The following is a 22,855-nucleotide window of genomic DNA, read 5'->3' on the forward strand; positions in this document are numbered from 1 at the left end:
CCGGACCGCCCGGGCCGGCGGCGGTGGACCCCACCACGCCGCCGGCCCGGACGAGGCGACGGCCCGTCGGCCGCCGCGTCATCCCCCGGATCAGTAGTTCAGCGCGTTCGGCGCCACACCGTGCTGCGTGGCGACGATCTGCCAGTGGACGTCGCTCAGCCACGGCACGCTCTGCGTGGTGGCCTTGCCGGTCAGCCCGAAGGTGATGTCGACGGTGCCCGCGGCGCCGCTGGACAGGTTGGACGCGACCAGGATCATCTTCGGCACGCCGCAGTAGCCCATGCTCGTGTCGCCCGGGCTGGTGGGCGCCGCGGTCTCGCCGCCGCGACCGGTCGCCGGGTTGTAGCAGGACGATGCGAAGCCGCCGAAGCTGTCGGTCATCGACGGGTCGTTGGCGAGGTTGTGCGAGACGAACGCCCGGTTGTAGCTGCCGGTGGTGGCGCCGATCTCGATCTGCGCGTAGCGGCCGAGACCGCCGTCGGCGTAGCCGTACTCGCCCTTGCCGCCGGTGAAGTGCGCGTAGGCCGTCTGGTCAGCCGCGTCGCTGACCGGGAACAGCACCCAGACGTCCTCGGTAACGTCCGAGCTGCTGTTGGTGGTGAACGACACGTGCTTGGTCTGCGTCTGGCCGGGGATCAGGTCCGTGAAGTTCATCGAGAGCTGACCCGGGTGACCGATCTGAAGCGTCAGGTGGCCGGACGAGCCGTTGAGCGTGCCGTCGTGGGTGTCGGTGAAGTACGCCCCCGTGGTGCCGGTGGCCGCGGCGACGAGCGCCACCGAGGCCGTGAGCGCCGCGGCGAACCCCCCGATGCGCCACGCCGTTCCCTTGGACATGGAATCCCCTCTCGCCGTTCGGGGCCGCGGCGCCGGACGGCGAGCGGCCCCGACCAGCGTGCTCGGGGCACGGCGACCGGTCATCGTCCCGATTGTTGATCCGGCTCTCGAGCCACACCCCTGGTTCCTAGGAACGGTGGGCTGTCGTGGGAGGAGCCGCCGACCGGGTCCGCGACGTGCAGAAGGGGCGCACCCGCTCGGGTGCGCCCCTTCTGGCCCGCTGGGATCGGACCGCTAGACGAGGCCCTTCGAGGTGAGCCAGTCCTTGGCGACCGTGGCCGGGTCCTTGCGGTCGATGTCGACGGACTTGTTCAGCGCCACCAGGTCGTCGGTGGTGAGCGCGGCCGACACCGCGTTGAGGGCCGCGGCGAGGTCGTCGCTCATGACGCTGCTGTTGACCACCGGGATCACGTTGTCGGCGTTCTGGAGCTTCTTGTCGTCGGTGAGCACCACGAGGTTGAACGCCGCGACCCCGCCGTCGGAGGAGAACACCAGGCCGACGTCGATCTTGCCCTGCTTGAGGGCCTGCTTGGTCAGCGGGCCGCCGGCGTCGAGCGAGGTGAACGACGAGATCTTCATGCCGTAGGTCTTCTCCAGCCCGATCTGGCAGTAGGTGCGGGTGGGGCACTCCGGCGGCCCGCCGAGGCGCACGTCGTGCGACTGGGAGTACGCCGCGAGGTCCGACAGCGAGGTGAGGTTGTTGGCGGAGGCGAAGTCGGAGGTGACGGCGAAGGCGTTCTGGTCGGCCGCCGGCGACGGGGTGAGCGGGGTGAGGCCCCGGGGCTCGGCGAGCGCCTTGAGGGCGGCGAGGGTCTTGTCGACGTCGCCGGAGGCCTTCGGCGCCGGGTTGGCGCCGTTGACCTTGGCGTTGAGGAACTCGGTGAGCGTGGCGAGGTACTCCGGGACGACCTGGACGTCGCCCTTCTCCAGCGCCGGCTCGACCACCTCGCGGTTGGTGAGCTCCTTCACCGACGCCTCGTAGCCGGCCTTGGTGAGCACGTCGGCGTACATGTTGGCGAGGATCTTGCTCTCGCCGAAGCCGAAGGCGCCGACGACGATCGGGCCCTTCGCGACGGGCGAGGAGCCGGAGGCGGCGGGACTGGACGTCGCGGCCGTGGACGACGAGCCGGGGCTGGCCGAGGCGCCGCAGGCGGCGAGCAGGAGCGACCCTGCGACGAGCGCTACGGCGGCGGACGACCGGGCGATCCAGGAACGGTTCATGAGAAGACCTCAACACGCCCCACCCACATCGGCCACCCTGTTCAGGACCCCGACCGATCTTCGTGACACCCGCGTGACCTCGGCCGACCCTCCCGGCCGCCCGCCTCTGAGGGGGTGGAAGGCCGGGAATGTCCCGTTACGCCACCCGCCCGGCGCTCAGACGGAGGTCGCCACCCCCTCCGCGCCCGCGCGCAGCCCCGGCGGTGTGGCGGCCCGCTGGAGCAGCGCGAGCAGGCCCTCGGTGGCCAGGCACAGCGCGGAGATGAGCACGACGCCGCTCATCACCAGCACGGTGTCCTGCTGGCCGAACCCGTCGACCACGTAGCGGCCGAGACCGCCGCCGCCCACGAACGCGGCCAGCGAGGCGGTGGCCACCACCTGGACGGTCGTGGTGCGCAGCCCCGCCGACACGAGCGGCACCGACAGCGGCAGCTCGACCCGCCACAGCCGCTGCCACGAGGTCATGCCGAGGCCGACGGCCGAGTCGAGCGCGTCGTGGTCGACCTCGCGCAGGCCGATGTAGGTGTTGGTGAGCAGCGGCGGGATGGCGAACAGCACGAGCGCGAGCACGGCGGCCTCGTCGCCCACCCCCACCGGGTCCCACGAGGCGAAGATGAACAGCAGCGCGAAGGTCGGGATCGCGCGACCGACGCTGCCCACGCTGAAGGTGAGGAACGCCGCCCGGCCGCTGCGCCCCAGGAGGATGCCGGCCGGCACAGCGATCACCACGGCGACGGGCAGCGCGAGCAGGCTGATCTGCACGTGCTCCAGGGTGCGTGCCGGGATGCCGTCCGGCCCGCTCCAGTGCGCGGGGTCGGTCAGCCACTGCCAGACGCCGGTCACCGTGGTCACGAGGACGTCCTCCCCCGTGCGCGCGACCACGGGGTGAGCGCGCGTTCGAGCAGCAGCAGCAGGCCTTCCAGCGCGATCGCGAGGGCCACGGTCAGCACCGTCGCCGTCATGATCTGCGCGTGGTAGAAGTTGTCGATGAAGCCGCCGAGGATGAGCGTGCCGTAGCCGCCGTGGCCCACCAGGGCGCCGATGGTGACGAGCCCCACCGTCGACACCGTGGCCAGGCGCAGCCCCGCGAGGATCGCCGGCGTCGCCAGCGGCAGCTGCACCCGCAGGAGCATGCGTCCCGGGCCGAACCCCATTCCGCGCGCGGCGTCGACGACGTCCACCGGCACGCCGTCGAGGCCCACGAGCGTGTTGCGGAGCACGACGAGCAGGGCGTACGCCGCGAGTGCGATGGTGACGGTCAGCGGCGAGAGACCGAACACCGGCCAGAGCAGGGAGATCAGCGCGAGGGCGGGGATCGTGTAGAGCACCCCGCCCAGACCGAGCACCGCACCGCGCAGTCGCGGGTAGCGTCGTACCAGCAGGGCGAGCGGGATGGCCACCACCATCGCGAGCGCCACCGAGGCGAGCGTGATCAGCAGGTGCTCCTTGCCCGCCGCGAGCAGCTCGTCGACATGGTCCGTCACGTAGGTCCAGCTGAACCACGGGTTGGGCGGCAGGTCGGTCTCGTCCAACGCGAGAAAGGGCACACGTGGACGCTACTGCGGATCCGATGATCCGGCTGGAGCAGGTCGGCAAGACGTACCCCGACGGCACGGTGGCCGTGCACGCGCTCGACCTCGAGGTCGGCGCGGGCGAGGTGTGCGTGCTCGTCGGCCCGTCCGGGTGCGGCAAGACCACCACGATGCGGATGATCAACCGCCTCGTCGAGCCCACGAGCGGTCGCCTGTTCGTCGGTGGTCAGGACGTCACCCACGCCGACCCGGTGCGCCTGCGTCGCTCGATGGGCTACGTGATCCAGCAGGTGGGCCTGTTCCCGCACCTCACCGTGCGCCGCAACGTGGCCACCGTGCCCGAGCTGCTCGGCTGGGACCGCCGGCGTATCGACGCGCGGGTGGACGAGCTGCTCGAGCTGGTGGGCCTGGACTCCGACCGCCAGGGCGACCGCTACCCCCACCAGCTCTCCGGTGGCCAGCGCCAGCGGGTGGGCGTCGCACGCGCGCTCGCCGCGGACCCGCCCGTGCTGCTCATGGACGAGCCGTTCGGCGCGGTCGACCCGATCGCGCGCGACCGGCTCCAGGCGGAGTTCCAGCGGCTCCAGGAGCGCGTGCGCAAGACCGTCGTGTTCGTGACCCACGACGTCGACGAGGCGGTGCGCCTCGGCGACCGCATCGCCGTCATGCGCGAGGGCGGCCACCTCGAGCAGTACGCCACGCCCGCCCAGCTGCTCGCCGAGCCGGCGTCGGACTTCGTCGCGAGCTTCGTCGGCAGCGACCGCACCATCAAGCGCCTCGCCGTCACCGCCCTCGACGTCGCCGACCTCGAGCCGGTGGCGCCCGGCGACGACGACCGCGCGCGGCTCGACTCTGACTGCACGCTGCGCGTCGCGCTCTCCGCCGTGCTCGACTCCCCGGACGGCCGGGTGCTGGTGGTGCGCGACGGCGCCCCGGCCGGGGTGCTCACCCTCGACGCCGTGCACCGCGCCCTGCGCTCCGAGGCTGCGATCGACGCCGCCGCTGGCCTCTGACCCCCGGCGGCGCGCCGATCGGCTGCGCAGCCGGGTGCTCGGTGCGAGACTCGGGACCCCCACAGGAGGTGCCGCATGCACGTGCCGCTCACCGTCAACGACTTCCTCGAGCGGGGAGCCCTCGTCTACCCGGACCGCGTCGCCGTCGTCGACGAGCCGGACCAGCCGGCACCGCCCGTGGGGCCGTGGACCTACACGCAGCTCGCCGCCGCCGCGGCCTCGCAGTCCGCGGCGCTCGACCGGCTCGGCGTGCCCGTCGGCGGTCGCGTGGCGATCGTGTCGCACAACTCTGCGCGCCTGCTGACGAGCTTCTTCGGCGTCTCCGGCTCCGGCCGCGTGCTGGTGCCGGTGAACTTCCGGCTCGCCCCGGCCGAGGTCGAGTACATCGTGGGGCACAGCGGCGCGCAGGTGCTGCTCGTGGACCCGGAGCTGACCCACCTGTTCGACACTGTGCGCACCGGTCACGACTACGTGCTCGGCGAGTGCGACGACGAGTTCTTCTCCGGCCGCGACAGCGGCCGCCCGTGGGAGGGCGACGAGACGGCCACAGCGACGATCAACTACACCTCCGGCACCACGGCACGGCCCAAGGGCGTGCAGCTCACCCATCGCAACCTCTGGGTCAACGCCGTCACCTTCGCGATGCACACCACCGTCTCGGACCGCGACGTGCTGCTGCACACGCTGCCGATGTTCCACGCCAACGGCTGGGGGATGCCCTACGCCGTGTCCGGCGTCGGCGGCCGCCACATCGTGCTGCGCAAGGTCGACGGCGCCGAGGTGCTCCGCCGTGTCGAGGAGCACGGCGTCACCCTGCTGTGCGGCGCGCCCGCGGTGCTCGCGATGGTGCTCGACGCCGCGGCCACCTGGGACGGCCCGATCCCCGGTCGCGACCGCGTCCGCGTGGTGGTGGCCGGGGCGCCGCCGCCCACCCGCACCATCGAGCGGATCGAGACCGAGCTGGGCTGGGAGTTCATCCAGATCTACGGCCTCACCGAGACCGCTCCCCTGCTCACCATCAACCGCCGCCGGTCCGAGTGGGACGACCTCGAGCCCGGTGAGCGCGCCCGCCTGCTCGGGCGCGCCGGCGCCCCCGCGCTCGGCGTCCGCCTGCGCACCGACGAGTCCGACGAGGTGCTCGCGCGCAGCAACGTCGTGCTCGAGTCCTACTGGCAGCAGCCGGAGGAGTCGGCGCAGGCCCTCGAGGGTGGCTGGTTCCACACCGGCGACGGCGGCCACCTCGACGACGGCTACCTCACGATCAGCGACCGCAAGAAGGACGTCATCATCAGCGGCGGCGAGAACGTCTCCTCCATCGAGGTGGAGGACGCCATCGCCTCGCACCCCGCCGTCCGCGAGGTGGCCGTCGTCGGCACCCCCGACGACCGCTGGGGCGAGGCCGTGACCGCGCTCATCGTCACCGACGGCTCGGACCTCACCGCCGAGGACGTCATCGCGCACTGCCGCAGCCGCCTCGCCGGCTACAAGTGCCCCAAACGGGTGGAGTTCCGCGAGTCGCTCCCGCGCACCGCCACCGGCAAGCTCCAGAAGTTCAAGCTCCGCGCGGACTTCTGGCAGGGCCAGGAGCGCTCGATCAAGGGCTGAACCCGGACGCGCTGCGCCACGCCTGGCGGCGAGGATCGGACCCGGTCACGTCACGACTGTCGCCGAGGCGGACCGGGTCAGGTCGTTCGCGCCGCACCGGAGCCGGAGGCAGGGGCGGATGCGGAGTGCCGGGGAGCGGTGCGTGCTCTGGTAGCGTCACGGCGAACGAAGGGGAGTAGCCCCCAACCGTCGAGTCGACACACTGGCCCACCGGCCCGGCTCACGGACCTGCACAAGCAGGTGGGCGAGACCTTCGACCGAGACCCGTACCCGGGTCGGTCGAAGCGTCGCCCCGACGTCCTCGCCCGGCCCACGAGCCGGAAGGCGCATCCGCGTGGACGCCCTGATCCTGTCGTTCGTCGTCATCTTCGTCGCCGAGCTCGGGGACAAGTCCCAGCTCATGGCGATGACCTTCGCCACCCGGTTCCGGTTCTGGACCGTGCTGGCCGGGATCACGGTCGCGACCGCCCTGGTCCACCTGTTCTCCGTCGCGGTGGGCGCACTCGTCGGCGTCGCGCTGCCCACCACGCTGATCAACGTCGTCGCGGCCCTCGCGTTCATCGGCTTCGGCATCTGGACGCTGCGGGGTGACGAGCTGTCCGAGGACGAGGAGGGCAGGGCCGAGCGGACTCAGCGTTCGGCATTCTTCGCCGTCGCCATCGCGTTCTTCCTCGCCGAACTGGGCGACAAGACGATGCTTGCCACGATCACGCTGGCCACGGACAACGGCTGGTTCGGCACGTGGGTCGGCTCGACTCTCGGCATGGTCGCCGCCGACGCCCTGGCCATCGGCGTCGGCGCCGTGCTCGGCAAGAACCTCCCGGAGAAGGTCATCCGTATCGGCGCGGCAACGCTCTTCTTCCTCTTCGCGGGCTGGCTCCTCCTCGAGGCAGTCAGGGTGTGACCCGACCACCCGACGACCGCCCCGCAGTGGCGACTGGCGTGACGCCTGGGTGCCCATTCGGGGCGCCGGGCGTTCGACAGTGGTGAACCGGCCGCGCCGGGCGGCATTCCGAGCCGGCCGTCGTCGCGCTGGCTCCGGGCCCGTCGACGTCGCACGTCCGTCCCGAGCGCGTCTCGAAAGCGGCCGGGCGCCCCGGTGGACGGACACCCGGTGGCCTCACGGCTCATGGCGACGTACAAGGGATGTGTGTCCCGACCGTGGCTGCGCCGGACGGTCGCGGTCGGCCTGACGGTGCTCACCGCGACGGTCGCGTTCGCGCTGGCCCTGCTGCTGACGCCCCCGGTGCGGGTGACGGTCTTCGGCCAGGACCTGCGCCTGGGCGCGGTCTCGCCGGTCGCGCTGCGGGGGCTGGCCGGCCCGGGACAGGCGGACCTGTTCGGTGAGGGCCCGGTCGAGACGGCCCTGCAGTTCGACGGCCCGATCCGGCCGCGCATCGAGTGGCAGCGCTTCGACCGCAACGCCGCGGCGTCGGACTTCATCGAGACCTCCCCCACCACCGGGCCCACGCTGCGCACGACCCAGCTGGGCGATGCACTGGCCTCCGGATGGACGTCGTACTTCGTGCGGCTGGTGCTGGTGACCGCGGTGATCGCCGCCGGGCTGCGGCTCGCGCTGCTCGGGGTGGGGGCCATCGCCCGGGGGCGGCTGCCGCACGTGCACGGGCGCGGGCGGCAGCTGGGACAGGTGGCCGTCACGGTGGGCGTCGCCGTGCTGCTCGTGCTGGTGTCGGTGCTGGTCAGCATCACCTCGGCCCGCGCGGCGCTCTCGTCGATCCGGTCGCTGTCCGACCTCACCGGCACGGCGCCGCTCGTGCCGCCGCTGACGCCGGCCGGAGCGCTCGACGGCGACGTCGAGCTCGCGGTGATCGGCGACTCCACCGCCGCCGGCGTCGGCAACACCCCGCTCGCGAAGCCCAGCGGCTTCGACGAGACGTGCGGCCGCTCGCGCGACGCGTACGCGGTCGTGATGGGCGCCGCGCTCAAGGTGAAGACGGCGAACCTCGCGTGCAGCTCGGCGACCCTGGACTCCGGGCTGCTCGGACCGCAGCAGGAGGGACAGGTGACGGTGCCCCCGCAGGTCGGCGTCCTCAAGGCGCTGCCCTCGCTGCGCGTGGTGGTGGTGAGCGTGGGCGCCAACGACATCGGCTGGGCCGACTTCCTGCGGCTCTGCTACGGCCTCGACCGCTGCGACGACCAGGTGAGCGAGCGGCTGTTCGAGAACCGGCTCGACACCTTCCGCATCCAGTACGCGCAGCTGCTCCAGCAGCTGGCCGACCTGCCCACCCACCCGAGCGTGGTCGTGGTGCAGTACTACGACCCGTTCGGGCAGAGCTTCGACTGCCCGGCCCTCGTGGACCCGAACCGGCCGCCGAGCCCGCCCGCCGGCTACGGGTTCGCCGGGGCCACGTCGGCGGACCAGGCGACCAAGCTGCGCACCAAGATCGACCCGATGCGCTCGGAGCTCACGCAGCTCAACGAGGTGCTCGCGGAGGGCGCCGGCGCGTTCGGCTTCGCCACCGTGGCACCCAGCTTCGCCGGGCACGAGCTGTGCACCGCCCAGCCCTGGGTGCAGGGGCTGTCCCAGCGCTACCCCTTCCACCCGGACGCGGCCGGCGAGCTCGCCATCGCCGCGGCGCTGCTGCCCCAGGTGGCCAGCGACCTCGCAGCGCCACGCGCCTGAGCCTGCACGGTTTCGACCCCCTCGTCCCGGGCACCACCGCCGCCCTCCACGCAGGGAAGGGGACGGCGATGCCTCAGCGGAGTTGGAGCGCGAAGCGCGAGAGGCAGTACGAGCACATCAAGGACGGCCTCGAGGACCGCGGTCACGACGACGACGAGGCCGAGGAGATCGCGGCCCGCACCGTCAACAAGGAACGGGCCCGCCACGGCGAGTCGGCCACGGCGAGCAGGTCGTCCACGCAGGACATCTCCTCGAGCCGGCGCGGCGGGCTGCGCAGCCACTCCGGCCCCGGCGGCCGGACCAAGGCGCAGCTGTACAACGAAGCGAAGCGGCGCGGGATCCCCGGCCGGTCGTCGATGTCGAAGGCCGAGCTGCAGGAGGCGCTCGGCGGGCGCTGACCCGCCGGGAGCAGGGCTCCGTCCGGTGCCGCCGCCCGCTGGAGGGCAGCACCGGGCGGTCCGCCCTGTCGCGTCAGTCGGGCAGCACGAGCTCGACGCCGAGCCACCGCGCGAGCGAGTCGAGCTCGCGGCGGACGCCGGACTCCAGGGCCGCGGTGAAGGCGACGTCGCGGTGCACCGCCGCCACGCGCAGCACGCCCTCGTCGCGGTCGGTGGTGGCGTCGACCTTGCCCACGAGGCGGTCGCCGTGCAGCACGGGCAGGGCCCAGTAGCCCCAGCGGCGGGCGGAGGCCGGCTTGTACATCTCGAGCTGGTAGTCGAACTCGAACAGCTCGGTCATGCGCTTGCGGTTCGCGACCAGCCGGTCCAGGGGCGAGAGCAGCGCGGTGCGCCCGCGGAAGGGACGGCCGAGCTGCGCCGGGTCGACGCGCCACGTGCCGCGCACGCCCTCCACGACCGCGGGCTCGCCGACCTCGCTGAGGTCGAGCGCGACGGTCGAGTACTCCTCCGGTCCGCGGGCGCGGGCGATCCCCATCGCACGCAGCAGCCGCTCGGCCCGGATGCGCCGCGCCTCGGGCGTCGGCACGGCGGGCTCGTCGGGGTAGACGCGCGAGGCGAGGTCCCACAGGCGCTCGCGCCCGCGGCGTCCGGCCACTGCCACCTCGCCGCTCATGGTGAGCAGGTCGAGCAGCATCGCGACGTTCTTGTTCGCGTTCCAGCCCGACGACTGCCACGGCACCACCGAGGTGTCCGGGAGGTCGGCGGCCACCAGCGGGCCGTCGGTGCGCAGCAGCGCGAGCACGTCCTGGCAAAACGACTCGTTGCTGCGCGCCCACTCGCCCTGGTAGCGCTGCCAGTCGCGCAGCTCGCCGGTGCCCGGCCACTCGGCCATCTCGGCCCGGAACAGCGGCAGGTCCACCATGGGGCGCACGAACCCGCGCAGCTCCACGAGCCGCTGCTCGTCGAGGGCGTCGCGCAGCTCGGCCGGGTCGTACGAGGGGCCGATGCGGCTCCAGAGCACGAGGTCGGCGCTGGGCGCGACGGCCGCGGTGAGGTCGACCTGCACCTGGGTGAGGTGGCGCACCGTGTCGACGACGTCGTCGGGCCGGGCGGCGTCGAGCAGCTGGGCCCGCACGGCGATCCGCCGCGCCTCCTGCCGGGTGAGCCGGTGCACCTCCTCCACGGCGGCGACCCTACGGGCGGCCGGTGACCGCTCGACCCGGGTTGACGTTCGTGACAGTAACGATGTATCGTTACTGTCACGAACAACGGAAGGAGGGACGCGATGACCTCGCACTCCCACCCCCAGCGGCACGGCGGGCCGGATCGACTTGCCGGCCGACGCCGCTACCACCACCCGGTCGACGCGTTCGACCACCCTGACGACGCCGGCCACCGCGGCCGCGGGCCCGGACGCCGACACGGCGGACGCGGGCGCGCCCCGCGCGGCGACGTCCGCGCGGCCGTGCTGATGCTCCTCGCCGAGGAGCCCATGCACGGCTACCAGCTCATGCAGGCGATCGCCGACCGCAGCAACGGCCGGTGGACCCCGAGCCCGGGGGCCATCTACCCCGCGCTCGCCCAGCTCGAGGACGAGGGCCTGGTCACCGTGACGGCCGAGTCCGGCCGCAAGGTGGCCGCGCTCACCGACGCCGGCCGGGCGCTCGTCGCCGACGCCGAGGCCGCACCCGCGGACCCGTTCGGCGGCTACGAGGGCCGACGCCGCGGACCGGACCTCCGCGACCTGCTCGAGCAGCTGCACGGCGCGACCCGCCAGGTGGGCCGCAACGGCACGGAGGCCCAGGTCGAGAAGGCGGCAGCGATCCTCACCGAGGCGCGCCGCTCGATGTACCTGCTCCTGGCCGACGGCCCGGAGACCGACTCGTGAGCACGTCGCTCACCGCGGTCGCGCTCGTGGCCACCGGCTCGCCCGAGCGCTACGCCCGCCAGCTCGCCTCCCACCTCGGCCGCAAGGCCGAGGTGCACGAGGAGGCCGACGGCGTCCGCCTCCTCCTCGCCGGTGGCGAGTGCCTGCTGAGCCCGGCGTCTGCGGCCCTCGAGCTGCGCGCCACGGCCGCGGACGCCGAGACGCTCGACCGCGTCACGCAGGTGGTCGGCGCGCACCTCGAGCGGTTCGGCCGGCGCCACGAGCTCGAGGTGACCTGGCAGCGCGACTGACGGCGCCGCCCGACCCGCTCTCCCCCGCACCCGCGGCACGCCGGTGCCCGGCCGCCCTCGAGGCGGACCGGGCGCCGGCGTGCACGGCTGTCGCTAGGGTCCTGCACGTCGGGGTCCGCGCGGGACTGCCTCCGCATCGGGCGGCGGAGGACAGCTCAGCCGGACCCCGACCCCTGCTCCGCGAGCCGAGGGAGACGACCATGAGGACGCCGCAGCCGGGGATCTTCGCCGTGGGCACCGCGGCGCACTGCTTCCTCGAGCTCTCCGCACGGCCTGGCGCCTCTCCGCGCGAGCTGGTGCACGCCCTTGCCGCGATCGAGGAGCCGCGCACCACGGTCGGCGGCGTCAACCTGGTCGTCGGCGTGCGCCCGTCGGCCTGGGCGCAGGTCGCGCCCGAGCACCTCCCGCTCGGGGCAGCGGACTTCGCGAGCCCGGTCGTGGGCCCGGACGGCTTCACGATGCCTGCGACGCAGCGCGACGCGTGGGTGTGGGTCGCCGGGGCCGCCACGGACCTCGTGTTCGACGTCGCCACCGGCATCCTCGCCGCGACGCGCCCGGTCGCCGAGCTCGCCCTGGAGGTCACCGGCTGGTCCTACCGGCACAGCCGCGACCTCACCGGGTTCGAGGACGGCACCGAGAACCCGTCGCTCGACGAGGCGGTCGGCGTCGTCGCCGTCCCGCCCGGGGAGCCGGGCGAGGGGTCCTCCGTGGTGCTGCTCCAGCAGTGGGTGCACCTCGCCGACGCCTGGACGTCGTTGAGCGAGCGCGAGCAGGAGGACGTCATCGGGCGCACGAAGCCCGACAGCGTCGAGCTGGCCGACGACGTCAAGCCGGCCGACTCCCACGTGGCTCGCACCGTGCTCGAGGTCGGCGGCGAGGAGCTCGACATCTTCCGGCGCAACGTGCCCTACGGGACGGTCCGCGAGCACGGCACGCACTTCGTCGGCTTCTCCCACGACCAGACCCGGCTCTCGCGCATGCTCGAACGGATGGCCGGCGTGGGTGACGGCGTCCGCGACGCCCTGACCCGCTACACCACCCCGCTGTCGGGCGCCTACTACGTGGTGCCGGCCGTCGAGACCTGGCGCGAGGTCGCGTCGGGCTGAGCCGGCGGCGTCACGCGGCCACCAGCTCCGGCTGCCCCTGCGCCTCGCGTGCGTCGAGCCGGCGCAGCGCATCGGGGCGGAAGCCCTTCACCAGCAGGTAGGTGGCGAGGCTGATCTCCCAGGCGAACACCGGAACCGCGCACACCGCCGCCACGGCGGACAGCGGCGCGACGGCGCCGAACAGCTGCGCCGTGCCCGAGGCGAACAGCAGCGGGCCGCCCACGAGGCCGATCACGGGGACGAAGCGGGCGACGAGCCCCGAGCGCAGCAGCGCGAACGCGAGGACCGTCGTGTTGGTCGCGCACACGAAGCTGGGGCCGAGCAGGAACGTCCAGTCGTGCAGCGACACCAGCGCGGGGGCGACGGCGTCCGAGGCCGAGGCGACGCCGTCGTCGCGCAGGGTCGTCAGCGCGAGCAGCGGCACGATGCCCGCGGCGATGACGGCCGCCTCGAGGGTGCGCAGGGCGCCGTAGCCGAGCGCGGCGCCCTCGCTGTAGCGCCGCACCACCGGGAAGATCGCGACGCCGGTGCCCACGATCGTCAGCGCCAGCAGCACCTCGAGGAAGGCTCCCGTGAGCACCGACTGCTCGGAGCCCGAGCCGGTGACGAAGCCGGCGTCGTCGAGCGCAGGGCCGTAGAGCGCGAGCGCGGTCACCGACGTGACGTGGGTGGCGAAGAACAGCACGCCCGTGGCGACTGCGGCGCGGCGGGTGGGGGTCATGAGGGCCTCCGAGACTCCGGTGTACGGCGTACACCTTTGTGCCGGAACCGTAGGTGTACGGTGTACACGTGTCAAGCCCCCGCCGCTCCCCCGACAGCGGGGGCACGCGCGCGTCCCGGCCCCGCCGCCCCGCCCCGCGGGAGCGGCTCAGCCGCGACCGGGTGCTCCGCGAGGCGGTAGCCGCGGCGGACGAGCTCGGCACCGACGCCCTCACGATGCGCGTGCTCGCCGAGCGGCTCGGCGTCGTCCCGATGGCGCTCTACAAGCACGTCGCCGACCGCGAGGACCTGCTCGACGGGATGGTCGACGTCGTGCTCGCCGAGATCGAGCCGCCTCCCTCCGCGCGGGGATGGCGCTCCCGCGTGCGCGGCCGGATCCTCGCCTCGCGCCAGGTGCTGCTGCGCCACCCGTGGGTGCCGCGGGTGATCGAGACGCGCACGTCGGCGTCCGCCGTGGTGCTCGCCTATATGGACGCCCTCGCGGGCGACTTCCTGTCGGGCGGGCTGAGCCCGGATCTCGCGCACCACGCGCTGCACGCTGTGGGCAGCCGGATGTGGGGGTTCACCCAGGAGGTGTTCCCGACGCCGCAGCCGCCCGACGACCCAGCCATGCTCGAGGCGATGGTGCGCGAGTTCTCCGCGCGCTACCCCCACATCCTCGTCATCGCCGGCGCGGGCGCGCACGAGCCCGACTCGGCGGTGGGCAGCACGTGCGACGACCAGTTCGAGTTCGAGTTCGCCCTCGACGTCATCCTCGACGGCATCGAGCGCCTGCACCGGCGAGGGTGGGCCTCGCCCCGCGGCGCGGGCTGACCGGTCCGCTGGCCGCGGTCGCCGCCGCCCTGCCGCCCTCGGGCGAGCAGCGGACGTCGGCTCACCTGCCGCGCGCCGAACCCCGGCCACGGGGGCTGGCCGGGACGTCGTCGGTCCTCGCCGGGCGCCGCGTGCCCGCGGGCGCCGAGCGGCAACGGCGTGGGGCCGGCGTTACGGTGATCTTGATGCGGTCGGCTCGACGAGGTGGAGGTTGCCATGGGTCAGAAGAAGAGCTGGAGCGACCTGTCGTCCGGCCAGCAGACCGCCGTCATCGTCGGCGGCGCCGTCGAGCTGGTGCTCACCACGGTGGCCCTCGTCGACCTCGTCCGGCGCCCGCGCGAGCAGGTGCGCGGCCCCAAGCCGCTGTGGTGCGCGTCGTTCGTGGTGCAGCCCGTCGGCCCGATCGCCTACCTGCTCGTCGGCCGGCGCCGCTCCCCCGCCGCCTGACCCCTCGTCGTTACTGCCCGGATGACCGGATCCTGGCGCCGGATCCGGATCTTCCGGCAGTAACGTGCGACCCCGGCCGGGGCGGCCGGCGGGAGCGAGCGGCACGGCGCGTGGTGATGATCAGGCGTCGGCGAGCAGGCGGCGCAGCAGACTGCGCAGCTGGCGGTGGCCGCGCTCGCCGAGCACCTCGGCGAGCCGCGCCTCGATGCCCTCGATCGTCAGCATCCCCGCGGCGATGCAGTCACGTCCCCGGGGGGTGAGCGTGATCAGCTTCGCGCGCCGGTCGCGCGGATCGGGACGGCGCACCACGTAGCCGAGGTCCTCCAGCTCGTCGACCAGCTCGCCCATGGCCTGCGGCGTCATGTTCGCCCCGCGGGCCAGCTCGGTCAGCCGCGACCCGTCCTCGCTGATCTGCGCGAACACGGCCGAGTGCGCGGGCTTCTGCGGGTAGCCGGCGCCCACGACGCCGTCGACGATCTGGAAGCCCAGCAGGCTGTAGGCCTGCCCGAGCAGTGCGACGGTGTTCGCCCCCTCAGCGGGGTCTTGTGCCCGTCGCGCCATAGTCCTAAGGTTACCTGAACATCAGGCGGCCTGAAGAGTTCGCCACGCGGGCTCCGCCGCCGGGGAGGTGCCGGCCATGGCCACGACCGCCGAGAACCAGCGTCCCGACGTGCACGAGATGGTGGTGGTGCACCGCATCTTCCGTCAGGGCTTCGCCGAGCTGGCGGAGCTGGCCCGCAGGGTGCCGGCCGGCGACACGGCCTGGGCCTCGGCGGTGTCCGACGAGACGGAGTTCCTGCTCAGCGCCCTGCACCACCACCACACCGCCGAGGACGAGCACCTGTGGCCGCTGCTGGTGGCGCGGTCCGAGCCCGACGCCGGCCTCGTCGAGCGCATGGAGGCGCAGCACGAGGCGGTCGCACAGGCGGTCGGACGGAGCCGCTCGGTGCTGGGCCCGTGGCGCACCGCCCCGGGCGGGCCCGAGCTGGCCGATGCGCTCGACGCCGTGACGGCCGCACTGCTGCCGCATCTCGACGAGGAGGAGGCGGGCATCCTCCCGGTCTGCCGACGGTGCGTCACCCAGGCCGAGTGGCAGGCCATGGGCGACGCGGCGTTCGCCGAGTTCAGCAACGACGAGAAGTTCGTCGCGCTCGGCTGGATGCTGGTATCGGCCACCCCCGAGGAGTCCGCGGCGTTCGTCGCCCGCCTCCCCTGGGTGGTGCGGGCGATGTGGTCGCTCATGGGACGCCGCCGGTTCGAGCGCCGGATGACGCGGCTGCGCGGCGGCAGCGACGTCGCCGGGGTCTGGCCGTGACCTCGCTGCGCCGCCGGTGGACCCGCACGGGCAACCGGGTCGGGGTGTGGCTGTACCGGCGTACCGACGGGCGGCTGTCGAGCTGGAGCAAGGACATCCACGTCGCGATGGTGACGACGCCGGGGCGCCGCACCGGCGTGCCGCGGCCCGCCTGCATGCGGTTCCTCGAGGAGGGCGACGACCTCGTCGTGTGGGGCACCGGGTCCGGCTCGCCGCACGACCCCGACTGGTTCGAGAACCTCCGCCGGGCGGAGGTGGCCGAGGTGCAGGTGCTCGGACGCCGGTTCCGCGCGGTGCCGCGGGAGCTGCTCGGCGACGAGCGCGACCGCGTGTGGCGCGACGTCGTCCTCGTGCAGGCACCGCAGGTGGCGAGGTACGCCGCCAAGGCCGGGCGGACGATCCCGGTCGCCGTCCTCACCCCCGTGCCGGCCGACGCACCCCCGACCCCCTCGACGTAACTGCCCGAAAGCGCGGACTTCGCGCCCAGATCCGGTCGTTCGGGCAGTAACGCGGAGGTCGGGCCGTCCGGACGGCGAGTTGCAGTTGTTTGCAATTGTGTAGATACTCACCCCGTTCCTCGTCCCGCTCGCGACGGAGGCCGGCGTGCCCGTCCCGCTCTACCAGGCCAAGGCGGAGTTCTTCCGCACCCTCGGCCACCCGGTGCGCATCCGGGTGCTCGAGCTGCTCACCGAGCGCGACCACGCCGTGCACGAGCTGCTCGACGAGATCGACGTCGAGCCCAGCGCGCTCTCGCAGCAGCTCGCCGTGCTGCGCCGAGCCGGCCTGGTGACGCCGCGCCGCGAGGGCGGCGAGGTGGTCTACCGCGTCGTCGTCCCGGAGGTGGCCGACCTCCTGCTCGCCGGCCGCGCCATCCTGCGCCGCGTCGCCGAGGAGCAGGGCGCCCTCGGGCGCCAGCTGCGCAGCCGGGCCCGCTCGTGAGCCAGGCCCTCGCCGCCCCGCCGCCGGCCACCGGCATCGCCCGGGTGGGACGCCGGATCCGCGCGCTGCTGCCCGGCCGCGCCGAGTGGCAGTCGGTCCGCCGCGACCCCAAGCGCGACCTGGTCGCCGGCCTCACCGTCGCCGTGGTCGCCCTGCCGCTCGCGCTCGCCTTCGGCATCACGTCCGGCCTGGGAGCCGGTGCCGGGCTGATCACGGCCGCGATCGCCGGCGCGGTGGCCGCGGTCTTCGGCGGCAGCAACCTCCAGGTGTCCGGCCCCACCGGCGCGATGACCGTCGTGCTCGTGCCGATCGTGGCGCAGTACGGCGCGTCCACGGTGCTGGTGGTCGGCCTGATCGCCGGGCTCATCCTGCTAGTGGCGGCCTACACCGGCGCCGGGCGCTACATGCGCTACGTGCCGGTGCCGGTGGTGGAGGGCTTCACCGTCGGCATCGCGCTGATCATCGGGCTCCAGCAGATCCCTGCCGCGCTCGGGACGTCCGGCGAGGGCGAGAAGGTGCTCGCGGTCGCGGTGTCGGCGGTCCGCTCGTGGCTGGCCCACCCGCACTGGGCGGAGCCGCTCGTGGCGGCGTTCGTCGTCGTCGTGATGCTCGGCGCGGTGCGCTGGCGCCCGGCCTGGCCGGTGTCGCTGCCCGCAGTCGTGGTGGCCGCCGTCGTCGTGCAGCTGACGCACCTGGCGGTGCCCACGATCGGCTCGATCCCCTCAGGCCTGCCGCACCCGTCGTGGCCGGTCGTGCCGTGGGGCTCGCTGGGCAGCCTGGTGCTGCCGGCCGTGGCGGTCGCCGCCCTCGGCGCGCTGGAGAGCCTGCTCTCGGCCACCGTCGCCGACGGCATGCGCGTCGACGAGCGCCACGACCCGGACAAGGAGCTCGTGGGCCAGGGCCTGGCCAACGTCGTGACGCCGTTCTTCGGCGGCATCCCGGCCACCGCGGCCATCGCGCGGACGGCGGTCAACGTGCGCTCGGGCGCGCGCTCGCGGCTGGCCGCGCTCACCCACGCCCTCGTGCTGCTCGTCGTCATGGCGGCGCTGGCGCCGCTGGTGGCCGGCATCCCGCTCGCCGCGCTGGCCGGCGTCCTCATCGCGACCGCCGTGCTCATGATCGAGGTGACCGGCCTGCGCGCGATCCTGCGCTCGACCCGTGGCGACGCCGTCGTGCTCGTGCTCACCACGGTCGCGACGGTGGCGTTCGACCTCGTCACCGCCGTGCTGCTCGGCCTCGTGGTGGCCGGCTTCTTCGCGCTCCAGCAGGTCGCCCGCGCGTCGCGCCTGGACACCGAGCCGGTGTCGCTCGACTCCGACGACCACCAGGCCGAGGAGGCGTCGCTGCTCGCCGAGCACATCGTCGCCTACCGGCTGGAGGGGTCGCTGTTCTTCGGCGCCGCGCACACCTTCCTGCTCGAGCTCTCCGAGATCTCGCAGGTGAGCGTCGTCGTGCTGCGCATGTCGCACCTCGCCACGCTGGACGCCACCGGCGCCTCGATCCTGGCCGACACGATCCGCCGCCTGGAGGGGCGCCACGTCACCGTGCTGCTCTCGGGCGTGCGGCCCGAGCACGTGCAGGTGCTCCAGCGGCTGCGCGTCTACGAGCAGCTCGCGCACGAGCGGCACGTGTTCGCCACCACGCCCGAGGCGATCGAGCACGCGCGCGTGCACGCGCACCGGGTGGCGCACGACCCCGCCCGCTGAGCCTCGCCAGGCTGCGACGTTACTGCCCGAAAGCGCGGAGTCCGGGCCTGGATCCGGTCGTTCGGGCAGTAACGACGGGTCCGGTCGACGACAAACTCGGGTGTGGTGCGACGCCGGCTGCGCTGTGATCGGGCGGTGGACCTCGAGCTGCGCACCCCGCCCGTGGAGCACCTGACCGAGCTGCTCGCAGCACTGGGCCGATGGCAGCGCGACGACGACCCCTTCCAGCTGCACCCGGGCGACCTCGGCTGGTTCTGGCGGTTCGGCGCGACGACGACGGCCGCCGCCACCCGCACCTGGGACTCCGGCGGCAACCCGCTCGTGGTCGGCCTGCTCGACGAGCCGGACGTGCTGCGCCTCGCGATCGCGCCCGAGGCGCGGCTCGACGACGAGGCCGCGGCGCAGGTGGTCGACGACCTCGTCACGCCCGGCCGCGTGCTGCCCGCCGGCCGCGTCGCGGTCGAGGCACCGGTGGGCTCCCGCGTGCGAGCACTGCTGCTCGAGCGCGGCTGGGTCGAGCGCGACCCGCGCGCGCCGCTGCGCCACCGTCTGGCCAGCCTGCCCGACGTCGGCCTGCGCATCGAGCAGGTGGAGCCGGCCACCGTGGGTGTGCGCACCGCCGTCCAGCGCGCGGCGTTCGACCGCTCCACCTTCACCGACTCGCGCTGGCACGCCATGGCCGAGGGCCCGGCCTACGCCGACGCGCGCTGCCTCGTGGGCTACGACGACCACGGCACGGCCGTGGCGGCCTGCACGGTGTGGTCGGCCGGCCCGGGACGCCCCGGGCTGCTCGAGCCGCTGGGCGTGCACCGCGACCATCGCGGCCACGGCTTCGGCACGGCCATCGCGCGCGCCGCCGCCGCCGCGCTGCACGCACTGGGTGCGAGCAGCGCGCTCGTGAACACCGCGAGCTCGAACGTCGTGGCCGTCGCGACGTACGCGTCGGCCGGGTTCGAGCCGCTCCCCCCGGTGTGCGACGTCGTCCGCGAGGCCTGACGCCGTCACTGCGGCTCGAAGCGTGCCGCCGTCAGCCGGTCGGCGTGGGCTGCGCGGCGAGCGCGGCGTCGAAGAACGCGACGACGCGGTCCTCCCACGCGGCCGGCTCGGTGCGTAGGGCGCCGGTGTGCGACGCGCCCGGCACCACCCACACGGACACCCGGTCCGGCGCCGCCGCGCGGACGGCCTCGGCGGCCGCCTGCTCGTCGGGTGACGTGCCCGCGGCGATGAGCAGGAAGCGCGTGCCCGTGGCGCTGCGCACGGCGTCACGCAGCGGCACCGGCGGACCTGCCGGCGTCATCACGTCGACCAGGCCGTAGGTGAGGCCGTCGACCACCCGCTGGACGGAGCCCGCGACTCCCCCGGGCAGCCACGCGTCCTTGTCCTCCGCCGTCCGCGCGCTGGCCCCCTCGGCGACCACCGCACGCACCTCCGGGATCGAGGCGGCCGCCCCGATCGCCTCCTCGCCGCCCATCGAGAGGCCCAGCAGCCCGACCCGGCGCAGGTCCGCCGTGCCGTCGGCGCGCAGGAAGCCGATCGCCGCCGCCACGTCGGAGTCGCCGTACCAGCCGAGGTCCATGCCGGCGCCGGCGCTGTCGCCGTGCCCGCGCGCGTCGAGGAGCAGCACGCCGTAGCCGTGCAGGGCCAGCACCGCCGCGGCGGACGCCGTCGCCGCACGGTTCTCGCCCGCGCCGTGCAGCAGCACCACAGTGGGGCCGGTGGTGGGCGGCGCCCACCAGGCGGAGAGCGCGACGCCGTCGTCGGTGACCGGGTGCACCTCGCGCAGCGCCACGGGCACGGTCGCCGCCGCATTCCGGTCGAGCGGAGTCGCCGGCACCACCGTGGCCATCACCGCGATCAGCACGCTCCACGACGCCACCACTGCGACGACCGAGAGCGGCACGAGCCACCACCGGCGTCGTCCCGCGAGCCCGCGCCACAGGCGCGACGCCGACCAGCCGACGACGGCCAGCCCGGCGAGCAGCAGTCCCAGCCCGAGCACGGCGGTCGCGGTCGTCCCCTCCAGCTGGAGGTGCCGCAGGCCGATCCCGGCGCCGGCCGCGGCCAGGAGAATGCCGACGACGAACAGCGCCGTCCAGCCGAGCAGCGCCCCACCGGCCGGCGTGGCCGGTGCCGACGCCGACGGACCGCCCGTCGCGGCCACGGATCCCTGGGGAGCGCCCATCTCATCCCGCCGACAGCCAACGTACGCGGGCCGTGGCGGGCGTTGCCCGACGAGCGCGGTGGGGCCGGATCGCCGACGCCGGGCCGCCGTTGCGGAACGCGGAGCGCCGACGAGGGGTCAGAACACCTGCGTCAGTACTCGCCCTTGATGACGAAGAACGAGCCGCGGATCGTCCCGGCGAGCTTGGACCGCTGCCGCGCGAACTTGAACTTGTCGGCGAGCTCCTCGGGCACGTCCATGCCGTCGGAGAGCTTGAAGCCCACGGCCCGCTTGCCCGCGTCGCCCAGCGTGTAGAGCACGTTGATCGACAGGCCCGATTCGTAGAACACGTAGGTCCACCGGATGCCCTCGACCTCGAACTCGGTGGCCTCCAGCGGGGTCGACGCGATCACCAGGCCGCGCTCCTGCTCGAGGATGCGGTTCACGTAGGCGATGAGTTTCTTCGCCTTGCTCGCGGGCTGCACGGTGAAGTCGTGCCCGTACTTGTTCTTGAAGTAGCGGGCCTCGTTGGCCCGCAGCCCCGCGAGCGCCTCGGCCACCGGCGAGGACTCCAGGCCCACCGTGGACACGTCCGTGAAGTCGACGACGTACGACACGAGCTTCCTCCTGCATCCGACGGGCGGCGACAGCCTACGGCGGCGGGCCGACTCCGGTGCTAGCCCTCGCCCAGCAAGGCCGAGAGAGCGGCCCGCGCGGCCGGCTCGCCCGCGAGCAGCCGGACCCACTGGTCGAGACGTCGTTCCTCCGGCAGGCGGGTCCGGCGTACGCTCTCCCCCTCACCGTCGATGGACCGGCGCCGCCGCTGAAAGGCGCCTCACCGTGACCACATCCGGAGCTGCACGTCCCCGCCCGTGAGCGGGGTGAAGTCGAGCCCCCAGGACCTGCGGGACCGCCGCCGTCCCCGGCGGCACGGCTGCTGGGGCCACCTGGTCGTCGCGCCCCTGTGGGTGGCCTACGACGCGAACCTGGGCACGCTGCTGCGCACCTGCGACGCCGTCGGAGCCTGCATCGCGGTCCCCCGCACACAGCACTACCGCCATGCGCTGACGGTGGGAGACACGCTGAAGGGGCGACGCCCCTGCATCCACTGGGTGGCACCCACCCGTGAGGGCTGGCTGAGCGACCAGCGGCCGGCCGGCGCATCGTGGCGGTGGAGCTCGCCGAGGGCGCCACTCCCCTTCCGCGCCTGGCCCCGGCACGAGTGCCCACGGTGCTGCTGCTGGGGCACGAGCACCACGGCGTCCCCGACGACGTCCTCGCCGGGGTCGACGAGTGCATCGAGATCCCGATGGTGGGCTGGGGCTCGAGCCTCAACGTGGCGGTGGCCGGCAGCCTCGTCGCCTACCGCCTCGCCGGCCTCTCCTGACGAGGGCCACGACTCCCGGGAGGCGACGGCACAGGCGCTGTCCGCTCACGGGCGCCCGAGGTGGCCCGACTAGACAGACGGCATCGTGCCCCGGGCGCGGGCGGACACGGCCTCCACGAGACCAGTCGCGTCCGAGGTGATGAATTCCAGCGGGAGCACCCCGAACTCGTAGTCGTCGCCGAAGGACTCGCGGATCCTGGCCAGGTAGCCCGCCAGGTCCTCGTCCGCCTGTGCCCGCTCGTCGTCGGTCAGCTCTTCCTCCGGCATCAGCTCGTCCAGGCGCAGGCGCGGCGGCACGAGGTCGCCGACCACGAGCACCGTGACCGCCGTCAGCGGGACGAACGAGACCTTGCCCTCGGGGGTCTGCCGGCCGAGGTCACGGGTGCGGGCGCCGACGACGTCGCGCCACGGGATCTTTACATCGTGCTGGCCACCCCATCGCCGGCCGAGGCCTCGGGGCTCGAGCGCGAGCGCGGCCTGGCCGGCCACGACGTCTACAGGGACGCCGTCGTTGAACCACACTGCCCACGTCCTGCCGTCGAAGATCGCGACGCCCAGTCCGATCACCCGGCCGCGCCACCGCGTGCTGCCCGAGAGGACGCCTTCCGTCATCCGGCGTCGCGCCCTGTTCCGGGCCAGCAACTGACCTACCGCGATGAGGCCGAGGACGACCACGAGCGTCCCGGCGACCAACCAGTCGCGAAAGACGGCGGCCATCACGATGAAACCCAGAGCGAACAGGCCGGTGAAGCCCCCGAACCGCGCGAACACGTCTCCCACCCCCGTCAGGCAGCCTCTGCCGATGCAGCCTACGGCGGGGCGGCAGCGGCCGATCA

25 protein-coding genes and 1 pseudogene are annotated in these 22,855 nt (G+C 73.8%); 16 read left to right on the forward strand and 10 right to left on the reverse strand.

The window, feature by feature from the left end:
- Nucleotides 1–90: 90 nt before the first annotated feature.
- The 4 genes from GC157_17230 to GC157_17245 all read right to left on the reverse strand — a co-directional run bounded on the left by GC157_17230 (nt 91) and on the right by GC157_17245 (nt 3,572).
- Nucleotides 91–834, reverse strand: a complete 744-nt coding sequence (locus GC157_17230; GenBank protein ID MBI1379199.1) for a hypothetical protein — start codon at nt 832–834, stop codon at nt 91–93.
- A gap of 234 nt (nt 835–1,068) precedes the next feature.
- Nucleotides 1,069–2,055: an amino acid ABC transporter substrate-binding protein gene (locus GC157_17235; protein ID MBI1379200.1), complete on the reverse strand. Its 987-nt coding sequence runs from the start codon at nt 2,053–2,055 to the stop codon at nt 1,069–1,071.
- Between the two features lie 156 nt (nt 2,056–2,211).
- On the reverse strand, nt 2,212–2,907 hold the full coding sequence (locus GC157_17240) for an ABC transporter permease subunit (protein MBI1379201.1): 696 nt from the start codon (nt 2,905–2,907) through the stop codon (nt 2,212–2,214).
- Nucleotides 2,904–3,572: an ABC transporter permease subunit gene (locus GC157_17245; protein ID MBI1379202.1), complete on the reverse strand. Its 669-nt coding sequence runs from the start codon at nt 3,570–3,572 to the stop codon at nt 2,904–2,906. Before GC157_17245 ends, GC157_17240 begins: the two co-directional genes overlap by 4 nt.
- A 53-nt stretch (nt 3,573–3,625) precedes the next feature.
- Between GC157_17245 and GC157_17250 the strand changes: the two genes are divergently transcribed.
- The 5 genes from GC157_17250 (at nt 3,626) to GC157_17270 (ending at nt 9,247) form a co-directional block, all read left to right on the forward strand.
- On the forward strand, nt 3,626–4,600 hold the full coding sequence (locus GC157_17250; protein MBI1379203.1) for an ATP-binding cassette domain-containing protein: 975 nt from the start codon (nt 3,626–3,628) through the stop codon (nt 4,598–4,600).
- 75 nt (nt 4,601–4,675) lie between these two features.
- Nucleotides 4,676–6,205, forward strand: coding sequence for an AMP-binding protein (locus GC157_17255; GenBank protein ID MBI1379204.1), 1,530 nt, complete (start codon nt 4,676–4,678; stop codon nt 6,203–6,205).
- Nucleotides 6,206–6,539: 334 nt separating this feature from the next.
- Complete coding sequence (locus tag GC157_17260) at nt 6,540–7,109, forward strand: UPF0016 domain-containing protein (GenBank protein MBI1379205.1); 570 nt, start codon at nt 6,540–6,542, stop codon at nt 7,107–7,109.
- A 246-nt stretch (nt 7,110–7,355) separates the two neighbouring features.
- Nucleotides 7,356–8,849: a hypothetical protein gene (locus tag GC157_17265; GenBank protein ID MBI1379206.1), complete on the forward strand. Its 1,494-nt coding sequence runs from the start codon at nt 7,356–7,358 to the stop codon at nt 8,847–8,849.
- A gap of 68 nt (nt 8,850–8,917) precedes the next feature.
- The gene (locus tag GC157_17270; GenBank protein MBI1379207.1) at nt 8,918–9,247 is read left to right on the forward strand and encodes a plasmid stabilization protein; all 330 of its coding nucleotides are present in this window, start codon (nt 8,918–8,920) and stop codon (nt 9,245–9,247) included.
- A 73-nt stretch (nt 9,248–9,320) separates the two neighbouring features.
- On the opposite strand, the gene GC157_17275 is transcribed toward GC157_17270, so the two are convergent.
- Complete coding sequence (locus tag GC157_17275; GenBank protein ID MBI1379208.1) at nt 9,321–10,421, reverse strand: winged helix-turn-helix domain-containing protein; 1,101 nt, start codon at nt 10,419–10,421, stop codon at nt 9,321–9,323.
- 111 nt (nt 10,422–10,532) lie between these two features.
- On the opposite strand from GC157_17275, the gene GC157_17280 reads away from it, so the two are divergent.
- From GC157_17280 to GC157_17290, 3 genes are all read left to right on the forward strand, one after another.
- On the forward strand, nt 10,533–11,135 hold the full coding sequence (locus tag GC157_17280) for a PadR family transcriptional regulator (protein MBI1379209.1): 603 nt from the start codon (nt 10,533–10,535) through the stop codon (nt 11,133–11,135).
- Nucleotides 11,132–11,425 (forward strand): DUF2218 domain-containing protein, encoded by a 294-nt coding sequence (locus tag GC157_17285; protein MBI1379210.1) that lies wholly within the window; start codon nt 11,132–11,134, stop codon nt 11,423–11,425. Before GC157_17280 ends, GC157_17285 begins: the two co-directional genes overlap by 4 nt.
- 200 nt (nt 11,426–11,625) lie before the next feature.
- Nucleotides 11,626–12,531 carry a Dyp-type peroxidase gene (locus GC157_17290; GenBank protein MBI1379211.1) on the forward strand — a complete coding sequence of 302 codons (906 nt, stop codon included), beginning with the start codon at nt 11,626–11,628 and terminating at the stop codon, nt 12,529–12,531.
- A 10-nt stretch (nt 12,532–12,541) separates the two neighbouring features.
- Here GC157_17290 and GC157_17295 read toward each other — a convergent pair whose 3' ends face one another.
- The gene (locus GC157_17295; GenBank protein MBI1379212.1) at nt 12,542–13,252 is read right to left on the reverse strand and encodes a DUF4386 family protein; all 711 of its coding nucleotides are present in this window, start codon (nt 13,250–13,252) and stop codon (nt 12,542–12,544) included.
- A 68-nt stretch (nt 13,253–13,320) separates the two neighbouring features.
- Between GC157_17295 and GC157_17300 the strand changes: the two genes are divergently transcribed.
- On the forward strand, nt 13,321–14,064 hold the full coding sequence (locus GC157_17300; GenBank protein ID MBI1379213.1) for a TetR family transcriptional regulator: 744 nt from the start codon (nt 13,321–13,323) through the stop codon (nt 14,062–14,064).
- Between the two features lie 216 nt (nt 14,065–14,280).
- Complete coding sequence (locus tag GC157_17305; protein MBI1379214.1) at nt 14,281–14,511, forward strand: hypothetical protein; 231 nt, start codon at nt 14,281–14,283, stop codon at nt 14,509–14,511.
- A 120-nt stretch (nt 14,512–14,631) separates the two neighbouring features.
- On the opposite strand, the gene GC157_17310 is transcribed toward GC157_17305, so the two are convergent.
- Nucleotides 14,632–15,072 (reverse strand): MarR family transcriptional regulator, encoded by a 441-nt coding sequence (locus GC157_17310; protein MBI1379215.1) that lies wholly within the window; start codon nt 15,070–15,072, stop codon nt 14,632–14,634.
- A 76-nt stretch (nt 15,073–15,148) separates the two neighbouring features.
- Between GC157_17310 and GC157_17315 the strand changes: the two genes are divergently transcribed.
- From GC157_17315 to GC157_17335, 5 genes are all read left to right on the forward strand, one after another.
- Entirely contained in the window at nt 15,149–15,826 is a 678-nt protein-coding gene (locus GC157_17315) for a hemerythrin domain-containing protein (protein MBI1379216.1), read from the forward strand.
- On the forward strand, nt 15,469–16,284 hold the full coding sequence (locus GC157_17320; GenBank protein ID MBI1379217.1) for a nitroreductase family deazaflavin-dependent oxidoreductase: 816 nt from the start codon (nt 15,469–15,471) through the stop codon (nt 16,282–16,284). Before GC157_17315 ends, GC157_17320 begins: the two co-directional genes overlap by 358 nt.
- 145 nt (nt 16,285–16,429) lie before the next feature.
- On the forward strand, nt 16,430–16,765 hold the full coding sequence (locus GC157_17325) for a metalloregulator ArsR/SmtB family transcription factor (GenBank protein ID MBI1379218.1): 336 nt from the start codon (nt 16,430–16,432) through the stop codon (nt 16,763–16,765).
- A gap of 35 nt (nt 16,766–16,800) precedes the next feature.
- Nucleotides 16,801–18,471 (forward strand): STAS domain-containing protein, encoded by a 1,671-nt coding sequence (locus GC157_17330; protein ID MBI1379219.1) that lies wholly within the window; start codon nt 16,801–16,803, stop codon nt 18,469–18,471.
- Nucleotides 18,472–18,606: 135 nt separating this feature from the next.
- Entirely contained in the window at nt 18,607–19,467 is an 861-nt protein-coding gene (locus GC157_17335) for a GNAT family N-acetyltransferase (GenBank protein MBI1379220.1), read from the forward strand.
- Nucleotides 19,468–19,498: 31 nt separating this feature from the next.
- Here the strand turns inward: GC157_17335 and GC157_17340 are convergent, their stop codons facing one another.
- Complete coding sequence (locus GC157_17340) at nt 19,499–20,653, reverse strand: alpha/beta fold hydrolase (GenBank protein MBI1379221.1); 1,155 nt, start codon at nt 20,651–20,653, stop codon at nt 19,499–19,501.
- 131 nt (nt 20,654–20,784) lie between these two features.
- Nucleotides 20,785–21,249, reverse strand: a complete 465-nt coding sequence (locus tag GC157_17345) for a phage tail protein (protein MBI1379222.1) — start codon at nt 21,247–21,249, stop codon at nt 20,785–20,787.
- A gap of 255 nt (nt 21,250–21,504) precedes the next feature.
- On the opposite strand from GC157_17345, the pseudogene GC157_17350 reads away from it, so the two are divergent.
- A pseudogene (locus GC157_17350) lies at nt 21,505–22,019 on the forward strand (TrmH family RNA methyltransferase).
- Nucleotides 22,020–22,088: 69 nt separating this feature from the next.
- Here the strand turns inward: GC157_17350 and GC157_17355 are convergent.
- Nucleotides 22,089–22,799, reverse strand: coding sequence for a hypothetical protein (locus GC157_17355; protein MBI1379223.1), 711 nt, complete (start codon nt 22,797–22,799; stop codon nt 22,089–22,091).
- Between the last annotated feature and the right edge of the window lie 56 nt (nt 22,800–22,855).

The organism is Frankiales bacterium (assembly GCA_016125335.1).
Classification (GTDB): domain Bacteria; phylum Actinomycetota; class Actinomycetes; order S36-B12; family CAIYMF01; genus Longivirga.